The 12,183-nt window shown below is 36.5% G+C and carries 9 protein-coding genes; 6 read left to right on the top strand and 3 right to left on the bottom strand.

The window, feature by feature from the left end; genetic code table 11:
• Nucleotides 1-137 precede the first annotated feature (137 nt).
• From DOK81_RS07770 to DOK81_RS07745, 6 genes are all read left to right on the top strand, one after another.
• Nucleotides 138-515 carry a hypothetical protein gene (locus tag DOK81_RS07770; RefSeq protein WP_206909830.1) on the top strand — a complete coding sequence of 126 codons (378 nt, stop codon included), beginning with the start codon at nucleotides 138-140 and terminating at the stop codon, nucleotides 513-515.
• Between the two features lie 398 nt (nucleotides 516-913).
• Nucleotides 914-3,799, top strand: coding sequence for a hypothetical protein (locus DOK81_RS07765; RefSeq protein WP_206909828.1), 2,886 nt, complete (start codon nucleotides 914-916; stop codon nucleotides 3,797-3,799).
• A gap of 12 nt (nucleotides 3,800-3,811) precedes the next feature.
• Nucleotides 3,812-4,117, top strand: coding sequence for an LPXTG cell wall anchor domain-containing protein (locus DOK81_RS07760; RefSeq protein WP_206909826.1), 306 nt, complete (start codon nucleotides 3,812-3,814; stop codon nucleotides 4,115-4,117).
• Nucleotides 4,101-4,667 carry a hypothetical protein gene (locus tag DOK81_RS07755; protein ID WP_206909824.1) on the top strand — a complete coding sequence of 189 codons (567 nt, stop codon included), beginning with the start codon at nucleotides 4,101-4,103 and terminating at the stop codon, nucleotides 4,665-4,667. The genes DOK81_RS07760 and DOK81_RS07755 overlap by 17 nt, the downstream gene beginning before the upstream one ends.
• A 50-nt stretch (nucleotides 4,668-4,717) precedes the next feature.
• Nucleotides 4,718-5,320: a hypothetical protein gene (locus DOK81_RS07750; RefSeq protein ID WP_242589949.1), complete on the top strand. Its 603-nt coding sequence runs from the start codon at nucleotides 4,718-4,720 to the stop codon at nucleotides 5,318-5,320.
• Nucleotides 5,321-5,413: 93 nt separating this feature from the next.
• The gene (locus DOK81_RS07745; RefSeq protein ID WP_206909822.1) at nucleotides 5,414-6,466 is read left to right on the top strand and encodes a DUF916 and DUF3324 domain-containing protein; all 1,053 of its coding nucleotides are present in this window, start codon (nucleotides 5,414-5,416) and stop codon (nucleotides 6,464-6,466) included.
• Nucleotides 6,467-6,583: 117 nt separating this feature from the next.
• Here DOK81_RS07745 and DOK81_RS07740 read toward each other — a convergent pair whose 3' ends face one another.
• The 3 genes from DOK81_RS07740 to DOK81_RS07730 all read right to left on the bottom strand — a co-directional run bounded on the left by DOK81_RS07740 (nucleotide 6,584) and on the right by DOK81_RS07730 (nucleotide 12,145).
• Nucleotides 6,584-7,951: an FAD/NAD(P)-binding oxidoreductase gene (locus DOK81_RS07740; protein WP_206909820.1), complete on the bottom strand. Its 1,368-nt coding sequence runs from the start codon at nucleotides 7,949-7,951 to the stop codon at nucleotides 6,584-6,586.
• Nucleotides 7,952-9,451, bottom strand: coding sequence for a helix-turn-helix domain-containing protein (locus DOK81_RS07735; RefSeq protein ID WP_206909818.1), 1,500 nt, complete (start codon nucleotides 9,449-9,451; stop codon nucleotides 7,952-7,954). It lies immediately after the preceding gene.
• Nucleotides 9,452-9,802: 351 nt separating this feature from the next.
• On the bottom strand, nucleotides 9,803-12,145 hold the full coding sequence (locus tag DOK81_RS07730) for a glycosyl hydrolase family 18 protein (RefSeq protein WP_206909816.1): 2,343 nt from the start codon (nucleotides 12,143-12,145) through the stop codon (nucleotides 9,803-9,805).
• Nucleotides 12,146-12,183: the final 38 nt, after the last annotated feature.

The raw sequence follows: 12,183 nt of genomic DNA, 5'->3' as shown, positions 1-12,183 counted from the left end.
CAAAATTATTTTGATGATAAGGTCAGACCAAGTACGTGGAAAAATTTTAGAAGCTGACTGGTTCCTGTAAGATTTATTTTTTACGAAGGAGTTATTTACAAATAAAAAATGAAGATAAAAAGTCCCCCCCTATTGATTTGAGACTGCTTCGCAATATCACTGACCGTCATTCTAAAATTGAATTTGGTCAAGTCCCAGTTAGTAACAAATGTGTAACTAAATTCGGCCAAGCAACTGGAAACTTAACAGTTTCAGATACTAGAGGGTCTAAAAAAGATACTTGGACGATCACTTCACGGGAAAAAGAAGTATTAACTTCTGTAGATAATAGTTTAGCAGGGTGTTTATCCTATCAAACAAGTGGAGGAGAAATTCTACTTTTTGAATCAATGCAAATCGTGGAATCTGTCAAACTGGAAATGGATAGTGAAGAAGTCATCTCAGATGATTGGAATGGAAAAGATCATGGATTGAAAGTGGCACTTCCTGTTGAGAAACAAAGAATCGGAAACTAGACTGGTACATTGGAATGGAATCTAGTTGATGGACAAGGTCAAGACATGAACAAATAAACGAAATGATGTAAGCAATACGCGAAGGTTGTGAACAAAGTACGAGCAAAAAGAGCAGGACAATTTAGATGTCCTGCTCTTTTTTGTGTAAAAAATCAGATATAAGTTCATTCTCACTGAGTGAAAAAAAGCTTTCTTACTTAATGTTAGCTGTTTAACTGTTGATTTGAAACTGTTTTGTCGACGAAACTCTCACGTTTTTTTGAAAAACGAAAAAAATCTGATAAAAATTTTCAGAAAAAATGAATATACTAAGTTATGGAATAAAACGATGTTCTGTGTACTTAAGTTGTTCATGCACAAAATCAATATAGTAAAACAAGCAGAAGGGAGGAGAAAAAGTGAAAAAGTTTACGAAAATGTTGGTTTTACAAGTCACAGTTTCATTACTTGTTGCACCGTCAATGTTGGCTTCGCCAAAAATCGTTCAGGCTGTGACCACGGAAAGTACGCAAGAAAACCAGAATCAAGTTGGCGAAGTTTCGCTCAAAAAAGTAGAGCAAGTTGAATCTGGAAATCTTGTTTGGACGGTATTGATTGAAAAAGCAGCATCTGAAGCAAATCGTCAAATGACTTTCACTATTACTGAACCTACTGATGTCCTTAGTGTTTACCAACCAGATAAAGAACAAGAATTGATACCAGATAAAAATGGTGTTTATCAAATTGGTGAAAAGAATCAGCAAGCTCAAACAATAGAACTCGAGATCCAAACGAAACAAATTCCCCAGCAATTCGATTACACGCTGAAAATTTCCCCAGTAATAAGTGAAGAGGAAAAACAAGTTTTCTTGAACCAAAAAAAATCGTATGACTTTTCTTATACTGCAACAGAAGAAACAAGCAGTGAGGAAATGAACACAACAGAAGAAAATACAACAGCTACTGAGAGCTCGATAGACGAATCAGAAGAAACTATGAATGAAACGACTGAAGCAACAACTTCAATTGAATCAGCAACGAGTTCATCATCTAAGGAAACAACTGAAAGGACAAAAGAAACTTCCAGTTTAGAAACAAAACGTACTGCTGCGCCAGCTATTGCAGCAAGAAGTGGGTTAACGCGTGCATCATTAGGTACAGGAAATCCGATTGTACCTAAAGGAGCGATTAAATTAGATGGGATTTTTTCTACGATTGCAAAAAGTAGACCCAATGGTACTAATATTTCTGCTGGAGAAGTGATTCTATCCGGTTCACCGGACCAGAATAACGGAATGCCGTATGATGAAATTTCTCTTTCAGGAAGTAATCGAGCTGTCGGTGTTTGGTCGAATGACAAATATCGCTTAGATTTTAATCAGGATTTTCACGGAAGAACGTATGTGAATTTTGGGACAGAACAAGCAGATGGATTTGCTTTTGTGATGCAAAATGATCCTGCAAAAAGCCAAGCGTTAACTACTGCCAATTCGAAGAGTGACGGACAAAACTTAGGTGTTTATGGTGGAACGAATTCATGGGGAAAAGAAGAGAGTAAAAGACCAAATGTTTTTGCTATTAAAAATTCTGTTGCAGTTGAGTTTGACCTTTATGGAAATACGGATGCAAACGAAAGTGATGGCACCAATTATGATGGTCAATCGGCTGATACAAAAATCATTCCCCATATGGCGTATGCCTATCCTGGTGATTTAGCGAACGGTTATATCTCTATGGGAGGAAGTTCTTGGTGGAACAGTGGTTTCTTAGGACTTGGTGCTCATGGCTATACGGCAATGATCAATCACCGAGGGCTTACGGCTTTGGGGAGTATTCAAAATGGGACGTGGTATGAATTTCGTTATGACTTTAACAAAGCAACACAAAAATTTTCCTACTACTTAGAAAATCCTTTAACTGGAGTCAAAACCAATGAAACAACCATTCCTTATGCTGATCTTGAAGCACAATTGAAATTAAGTGCCAATGAAGGAAAAGCTTATTGGGGATTCACCGCAGCAAACGGAGCAGCAAGTGGTCAAACAAAATTTGTTTTCACCCAAGTGCCAGTAGATCTAGGCGCAGCTGTTAACGATGATGTAACGACTAACGATACTTCCATTGTTGACAAAAATGACTCAGCAGAGTACAACGATTCATTGCCATCTGTTGAATATGGCGAAGAAGTGACTATGAAGTCTAACTTTGCAATAGATGCGCAAGCAGAGGACGTTTACGATGTAACCAAATGGGAATCTTACTTAGATCCAAATTTGTACGATCTTTCAAAAGGCATCAAAAACATCAAAGTTAATCATAAAGAAGTTGCTGGGGTCACAGGTTCAGTAAGTGAGGAAGGAATCGTGACCGTGAACTTTAATCCAAGTAGTAACGTTGGTATTGGTCAAGACAGTACTTTTGAATATACGGCAACTCTGAAATCAAAGGGGTCAATAACAAAAACTTATTTCAATAGTCAGATTTCAGCTAGAGAAAATACGGTTGGTGATATACGAAGTTTTCAAGGAGAAGAGGTACCCTACTGGATCGTTCCAAAACCCGAACACCCAACAGTTTTGTCTTGGGAAACACCTAATGTAGTTACTGAAAAGACGGATACAAAAGATCGTTCAGAAGTAGCTGATGGGTATGACTTAATGTTCTATTGGAAAGATGAAGATGATGGGGATATTTTAAAATTCAAGATCAATCGAAAGAATCCTGATGCAACTAATGAGTTCGCTCAAATCGTCGCAACAGGTTCAACAGAGTTCAATAGCTATAATTGGCATATTCCTTCAGATAAAATTGTCCCGGGAATGAATGAGTATACAATTACCATGACACGTGGTGATGAGGTTCAAACATTGAAATTGATGTTGAATGTCACTGGGAAACTTTCATTTGAAACTGCGCCAGACATATTAAGTTGGACTGGAAGAAAAGCGAGTGAATCAAAAGGAACTTTGATTAGAGATAGTGATAATCCAATGACATTGAGTGTTTTTGATAGTCGTGAAGATACTTCAACTTGGTCATTATATGTACAGGCTGAGTTAACAGAGGCTACACCATTTGATTTTGTCTTTAAAAATGATGGCTCAAGTACTGCACAATCGATAATGTCAGACCCTGTGCTTGTGATGCGTAAAGGGGACGTGACATCAACGGACTTTATGACGACTAAAACATGGAACGAATCAGAAGGTATCTTGCTTCAAAGTGATAATTACATGCGTGTCGGTGATTATAGTGGTAAAGCTGTTGTGAAGTGGAATCTTTATGACACGGAAGTACCGGAGTAGGGGGGCAAAGGAATGAAAAAAAGAATCATTCAGAGCTTGATGATCGTATTTGGACTTTTGTTATTTAGCAGTCTGGATACTTTTGCTAGTGAGCAACCTAACTTTGATATAGATGAACAGCAAGTCACTTTTCGGATCGTCAACGGAAAGAATACTCAACCTGGGGAAATAGGTGGGAATAATAGTCATTCATTACTACCTAAAACCAATGAAACGAGGGCATTCATGCTTTCGTTTGTTGGAACATTATTCATCGGAATCGCGTTCTTGGTTTTCTGGTTGAGAAGGAGGGACGCCGAAGATGAAGAAACGAATTGAGTTTATTTTCGTCGGATTACTACTTTGTCTTTTGCTCTCAGTTCCAGCTTCTGCGCAAGAAGTTTCAGGAGAAGAAGATCAGACACCAATGAATGTCACCATTGTAGAAAGTCCAATCAAGTTAGAAAAAGTGACAGCACCAACTTTTGGTACTTATCAAAAATCAGCTCATGAACAAGAAATTCAAGCAACTGGTGACCTGTTGATTGCTGTCAGGGATCAACGGGAAAATAAAAAAAGCCCTTGGCAATTGACCTATCAGCTTTCAACATTTGCGAATGGTCAGGAATATCAAGTGAAAGTATTACTTGGTCAAGGGAGATTGAGTACCGATCAATCAGGAGAAGTCGTTCAGGCAACACCACAAAAAATTGCAGCCGATCTAAATGAGACTGCAACGATCTTGGAAGCTTACTCTTCTCAATCAACTAAGTACTATTATCAAATTGAGAAGCAAAAGATCCATTTAGAACTGCCGGCGAATTTACCTATAGGGGAGTTTGTTGGTCAACAAATAGTTACTTTATTAAACACACCGGAAATAGATTAGTTTTTATAACTAATTTTTTATAATAACCAAATTTAAAGGAGAATATTAAAATGAAAAGCACAAAAATCGTAAGTATGACATTAAGCGCAATGGTATTAACAACTATAGGAGCAACAAGTGTTCACGCACAAGAAGTAGTCGATCAAAAAGGAGAAACACCAACAGAAGTCGTTATCACTGATAACGACGATCCAACAGATCCTCTTGATCCAACAGACCCAAATCAAAAAATGTTGACTTTAGAAAAAGTACCAGCTGCTTATAACTTTGAATCAAAACTACAAAATGCAACATATAATTTGACTGCTGATTTAACAGATGAAACAATCGAAGTCTTCAATGACCGTATCGATCGTGAATGGTCTGTTAAAGCCAATGTTGCTAATAACAAATTGACTCGCTCTTCAGATTCAAAAGAATTCACAGTTGATTCATTCCAAATCGACGGTACAGAGCTTGCTGCAACAGGTGCTGAAGGGATCGTAGCGAAAGCGGAAGCTACTAAAACAGCTGCCAACAACACTGGTTTGATCGAAACAACTGTGAACAAGGTCTCAATCGGTTTTACTGATACAGATCGTGCATTAGTTGCAGGTGATACATTAGCTGGAAGCATCCAATACCAACTATACAACACAGCAGACGCAAAATAATCAAGAAACACAAGTAATCAATGTACGAATGCCAAGAAGCTGCGCATCTGCGCGGCTTCTTTATTCAATGTTTAAAATAAGGAGAAATCAAGAATGTTCAAACAAATAAAGAAGTCGCGACTGATAGCAAGTAGTTTGTTGTTGAGTTTGCTTTTGACAGCACCATTACCAGCATTTGCACAAGAAGATGCCGGTGAAGTTGGTTATGATATCCAAGCAGTCATTCCAGAGAACCAAATTGACAAAGAAAAAAGTTTTTTCGATTTACGAATGGAACCAGCACAAGAACAAACCATCAATGTAAAAATCAACAATACTTCCAATGAGGATTCAACTTATAAAATGGGGATCAATCAAGCCTACACGAATAGCCAAGGGTTTATTGACTACAATGAAAAAGCGGAATCGGAAAAGAATAATTATCCTTATGCGATCGATTCGATTGCAAAAGTAGCAGATACAGTAACTGTTCCTAAAAAAAGCAGTAAAAATGTGCCAATTACGTTAACGATGCCCAAAGATCGCTTTGATGGTCAAATTTTAGCAGCAATCCAAGTGGTGAAAGAAGCAGATAAAGATCAAAAAGGAATCGTGAATAGTTACGGGTATATCTTAGGCTTGAAACTAACTGAAACGGACACAGAAATAGCAAGAAAGTTAGAGTTGAAAAAAGTTGAACCTGCTATTTCATTTGGAAAAACTAGTGTAGTAGCTATCTTAGAAAATCCAACAATGGATGCCTATGGTCACTTAACTTATGACGCAACGGTAAAAAATCGTAAAACGAACAAAGAAGTGCGTCACGTGGCTTACGATAATGATATGCAATTAGCGCCAAACTCAAGCTATCGTTTTGCAATCGATTGGGAAAAAGAACCACTTGAAGCTGGTGAATATAGCTTGCATCTGCGTGTAACAGATGCAAAAGACAATGAGTGGGTGTTTGATGAAAACTTCACGATTTCAGATAAACAAGCCAAAGAAATCAATGGAGCAACGATTGATGCAGGCAAGAAAACAGCCATTCCAATGTGGATTTATCTTGTTTTTGGCATTCTCCTTGCAATCATTCTATTAGGAATATTCTGGATCATTCTTCTTAAGAGAAGAAAAAAAGAGGAAGAGTCAGAAACAGAAACGAAATAAAAACCTAATAAAAATTGCAAACGAAGTTGGACAATCAGATGTCTAAACGTTGTTTGCAGTTTTTTATTTTTAAAATAGACAGCAACCTCAAATAGAATAATAGAGGTTGCTGTCTATTTATTTGTTTAAAGCATCTAAACCGATATCAGCCAAAAAATTAGTTGCAGGTGATAATTTTGGATTGTAATAAATTTCAGAAAAAACAAGTGAGTCAACACTTGCTTGATCGATAATCATTTGCGTAAGGATATTGATCAAATCCAACATATCTTTTTGGCTGCTAATCAACTGGGCACCAAATAACTGTTTAGTTTGGCTATCATACAGCACTTTGATTGTGACAAAGAAACCTTTATCGGCATGATACTTAGAAAAATGCGTATATGTTTTAGTGATCGAAGTTGTTTCTAAATCATAAAAATCCGCTTCGTCTTTTGTAATTCCAGTACTACCGAGGAAGACACCAAAGATTTCTGTTCCAATTGCTCGCTGAGAATTAGAAATTGGCTGTGGATCAGGTAATGTGATGTGGCTGGCAGCGACCAATGCAGTTTTACGTGCATTTCCAATAAGTGGCAGGTAGGCTGGTTCACCATGAACGCCGAATGGTAATTTGACCAAATCACCAATTGCATAGACATCTGGATTAGAAGTTTGCATGAAATCATTTACTAAGATTGTTTGGTCGAAATCAAGATCGATCAAATGCTCAACTAATTCAATTTCGGGTTTAGGATTAACTGCAAAGACGCAGGTATCGACAACTTTCGTTTGTCCCGAGAAGAATTGAACTTCTAATTGTTCTTTGCCACTTTTATTAATTACTTGATAGTGATTGAAACTTTCCGATAGCCGTAAATCAATCGAGTCAGGTATATGTTGCAACAAAATGTTAGTAATTTCTTCATCAAAATAGCGAAACGCCGGGCGATTCATCTGCTCGATAATTGTTACTTTTTTATCCGGTTGTGCAGCCAAACTACTAGCTAATTCCAAACCAATCAGACCGGCACCAATGATAGCGATTTGGTCGCTTTCATTGATTTTTTGATAGGCTTCAATTGTTTTTGAACGACTCTTATACGTAATAATATTTTGGTGAGTCTCTTCCGTATCTGGAATCAACGGACTGAAGCGATCAGATCCCATTGCTAAAATGAGTTTATCGAATGTTTGGATAGTAGTCTCCTTATGCAAGTTACTTTGATAAGTCACTTCTTTCTTTTCCAAGTCGATGTTGCTAACGGTTGTTTCAAGAAGTAAATGGATACCTAGATTTTCGAGTGTTGATTGATCACCCACTTCACCTTTTTCGATTTCATTTGCGGTAAATAATCCATTAAAAATCAAATTGACGCTACTTGGAATGAAACCCAGAACTTTTGACTTTTCAATTAAGTATACTTCAACATTTGAATCTAATTTTTTCAAATATTTACTAGCAGCAATTCCAGCATGGGAGCCGCCGATAACGATGACTTTCAATTATATTCCTTCTTTCTTTGAATAGTCTTTAAGTAGCTGAGTTAAAGCTTGGATGTCTGTTTGTGTCTTGAAATCATTGATAATGTATAAGTCTTTAAATGAAAACTGATGCGTGGCAAATGCAGAGTCAGAGATCAGCAAATCATATTTTTTATTGACGTCAGCTTCTTCGCAATGAATGTAAAATTTTGTGTCGAACTCGTTTTTGATACTTTCCATCACGATATTTGTCTGTAAGTTGTCCCGATTAAAAAAAACGCCAATTTGAATCGTTAATTGAGAAAAACGACGCATTTGATTGATAAAGTAAAGGTGGATTCGCGTAACTAACTGTCTGGTTGTTTCAAGAAGAGCAAAACCAAGAATATCTTCTGTTTCTTGAATGATTGTTTGAACGAGTTCAAAATTTGGTGTAAAAATCGATTGATTAACTAGTCGCTCAAACAACATTTCTTCTTCGAAAAAAGTGATATTTCCTTTAAAATAAACGATCGTGCTGTTCAACTGTGTTAAAAAGTACTTCCATTCTTGAATAAACTGTGGATCGATGTCTTCAGAGTCAAGACGATAGGCTGTTTTGACTTGTTCCACGACCATCTGATTCAGTTGGATGACTTTTGGATTGAATGTCGGCCACTCATTGGTTGGAAGTAAAGAGCGATGACTACGTTCGAGAACAAAGAAGGAAGAAATAAATAAATATAAGTAAGTTGCTTTGTATTCGAATTGTAATTCAGCAGAGGGACTTACAGAGAGAAAATAGGACTCACGAACCAATTGATAAATAGGTTCTTCAAGGTAGTCTTTCCCTAAGATAGCCATCGTTTCGACAGAAGGTGGATTCGTTAATTTTTTTGTCCTTTTCTTCAAAATCCAGATCCACAAATAAAGTTTTAAACGAGTAGTGGTACCAAACTGTTGCTTTAATTTTTTTTCCAGAAAGGAAACGAACAATAAACTATTGCGATCGTTTTCTTTTTGATGAAGTTCTTCCAAAGGAACTGAATTCCAAATTAGTTGGAAGAAAAAGTAACAAATCTGTAATTCATCACCAGTCATTTTTCCTCGCCGAATTTTGATGTTAAACTCTTCTAGCAAATCATTTAGTTTTGTAATATGCCGATAAACTGCAGCTTCACTAATTAAAAATCGTTGAGATAATTCATAGATCGAATAGCTAGAATGATGGTACAGATGGAGTAAAATCTGATATTTCGTCGATTCTTGGAGGTAGTAATAGTATAGTTTATCTAGATTTGTTTGGTTGCTTTTTTTTAAAGTAATTTGATTCTTTTCGTGATTGATTTCAAGACTCAAATCAAGTTCTAATGCTTTTAAAATAAAAGCTAATTCTTCGATATTATTATTAAAAAGAAAAGGAGTAACTGCTAAATCATTTAACAGTTTAGGAATATCTGCTGTTAAATTTTTATCTAATAAATAATGAATAATCGAAATCTGGATTTTACCATTTTTTTCGAGTAAATTAAAAAGTTCCATTGTCTGTTACACCACTCTTTATGCGTTCTACACTACTGTTTAATTGTAATTGTTTCTTTTCGATTAGACAAGTTTGATTAAAACACTCTGACTTGTTGGTAGATAAAGGTTTTAATACGTTGCTTTTTTTAATAATTTAGCGAAAAGTGAAAATAAATGATAAAAATAAGCCCTCGAAGTTTTGTTAGTAAACAAAAGGAAAAGAAAACGTGGCTAATTGGACTTCTTAGTATTGTTTCATAAACTTATTTGATTACTTGCGTAGTGATTGACAAATACAAATCTAAATAGGGTAAAGAAAAAAGAGCGCACAGTGAAAGACTATGCGCTCTTTTTGGGTAACAATGTATTCTATTTTACAGTAACTGTCATTAAAGATTTTAAGGTGTCGCTAACATGTGATGGTAGGCCACTACTTAAGCGTACTTCAATAATGTCGCCAGATTCCACCGGACTGTCAACTCTGATTTGAACAGTATCATTTGTCTTTTTAACTAGCGCGCTATAATAAATTTTAGATGCAAAAACTTCCGCTAGGTAATTATTATTTCTATAGACCATCATACGATTGTTGCCTTCATAGGCTTTTCGATCAATATCAATATAAATAGATTTTTTATTATAAGTAATGTTTTTCACAGCATTGCTTACTTCGTCAATACCTAAGTCAATGTCTTTGTCTAAAGTCATTGTGTCAACTAACTTTTTATCGTTAGTGGATTGCCCCGGTTCACCAGCTACGATATAAACCTCCATCTTTTGCTGGGCTTTACCAGCAAAGCCTTTTTCGATCACGGTTTTATCTTCTGTAGTTGATGATTTGTCAATATGAGAATAGTAACATTTACCGTTATATGTTTCAAAAGCATATTTGCCATCTAGATAAACCATATAACGTGTTTTGCTATTATATTGCTCGGGTGTCAAATTCAGATTCATGTAAGTTTTACGTTCTCTCTGATCAAGTCTAATACCAAGTAGATCGCTTTCCTCAACTGGTGGATCTGTTGGTTCTGCAGTTAGGACATTTTTAACGATTGATCCTAATTCCGCATCCGTTGTATCATAACCTAATTCCCAAACGATAGCACCACCGTATTCATTTTTAATTGTCCAATTTACTTTTTCTTGGATTGATTGGATATTATCATAAGAATAGAATTCTTTTGCGTCTGCATCGTAAATATATGGTGCTTTTGCTTGATCGTCCCATTTAGCAACTAAGCTGTCATTAGGATCTTCGTTCGCTTGAGCTTCGAGGTCTTTGATTTGCCACCAAGGTTTTAGGCCAGCTGGTTGGTAAGGATCATCCCAAGTGCCACCGACTGGAGCACCACTACTTGCAGCACCTAATTCACCAGATTCCACATTTGCAAATCCACGTGAGTAGTAACTCATACCCACCATTAATTTGTTTTTAGGAATGTTATATGTTTCGCTGTATTCTTTCATTGCGGAAGAAACGTTGAATTTTTGGTCTTTATCTGTTTCAGTTGCATACAATCCAGAGTGATGCCCTGTTTGTGTATCAAATCCACCACGGAAATCATAAGTCATGACATTGAAGTTATCAACGTACTCATTGACTGTTTCAGGAGCGATAAATTCCATTTTTTCGTGTGAAGCTGTTACAGCAATACTTAATTGATAATATGTATCATTTTCTTTTCCTGCCACTGTTAATTTTTCACGTAGCTGTTTCATCAAGGCAATAAATTTTGTCTGGCGATCGGCGTTGTCCGGGTATTCCCAATCGATATCAATACCATCAAAGTTATGATCTAACATAAATTTAACTGCTTCATCTGTGAAAGCATCCATTTTTTCAGGTGTTTTTGTCACAATATCAAAAGCCATATCGTTAACTGAATTGTTCCAACCACCGATTGAAACCATCGCTGCTACGTCATTTTCATCCGCCATGTCAGTGATTTGGCCGATATAGTTTTTCCCACCACCTGATACAGTATCATCAAAATCTGCCCAAGCGTCGTTTGAAGTTAATTTTCCTGTCTTAGGATCAATAATCATGAAGCCATAGTTTACGTGCGTGATTTTATCGAAAGGTACGTCAACTGGATCATATCCTTTTCCATCAAGAACGCCTTGGCTATAGTTATAGTCAGCATTATTTGGTTCATAATCTGTTTTGTAACCTTGCCAGTTAGCGAAATAACCAATAACTTTTTTCTGATTTTGAACAGTTTCAGCTTGGACCTTTTGATAGTCATCAGCGGCTGCACCTGTAAATTTGTTGAAATTAAATGTTGCAATTCCAGCTGGAACATCTTTTACTTTTGTCCACATTGGTGCAGAACCAGGCGCTTGATTCGCTTCTGCCCAATAAGAATTTGTCCATAATGCGTTTTTATAGATAACCAGTGATCCACCAGCATAAGATTTTGCTGACCAAGTTTGAGCAGATGCGATTTGTTCATCGTAATTTGCAACGATGACTTTTTGAGTTCCTTTAAAAACTTGGTTTTCTTTTCCACGTGTCCAAGAAGCGCCGTTGTCATTTGACCACATGTGTGCGTCTGTTAATCCGTTGATGACATTTGATGTGTCATCCATTACCAAACCAGAATTATTCCCTTGTGTTTCAGTTGCAAATGCTTGAAGTGGTGCAGAAGATAATAGTGTCAATCCTGCCATCGAAGCTGCTAGCAACGTTTTCCATTTTGTTGTCTTCATTTTTTCTTTTCTCCCCTTGATAAAATATTTTTGCAGCG

The organism is Enterococcus sp. DIV0660C, assembly GCF_017316125.1.
Taxonomy (GTDB): Bacteria; Bacillota; Bacilli; order Lactobacillales; family Enterococcaceae; genus Enterococcus_B.
This window is presented reverse-complemented; position numbering and strand designations above follow the sequence as displayed.

Coding starts and splice junctions, on each gene's coding strand:
- DOK81_RS07760 (WP_206909826.1), top strand. CDS start 3,812: ATGAAAAAAAGAATCATTCAGAGCTTGATGATCGTATTTGGACTTTTG.
- DOK81_RS07755 (WP_206909824.1), top strand. CDS start 4,101: ATGAAGAAACGAATTGAGTTTATTTTCGTCGGATTACTACTTTGTCTT.
- DOK81_RS07750 (WP_242589949.1), top strand. CDS start 4,718: ATGAAAAGCACAAAAATCGTAAGTATGACATTAAGCGCAATGGTATTA.
- DOK81_RS07745 (WP_206909822.1), top strand. CDS start 5,414: ATGTTCAAACAAATAAAGAAGTCGCGACTGATAGCAAGTAGTTTGTTG.
- DOK81_RS07735 (WP_206909818.1), bottom strand. CDS start 9,451: ATGGAACTTTTTAATTTACTCGAAAAAAATGGTAAAATCCAGATTTCG.
- DOK81_RS07730 (WP_206909816.1), bottom strand. CDS start 12,145: ATGAAGACAACAAAATGGAAAACGTTGCTAGCAGCTTCGATGGCAGGA.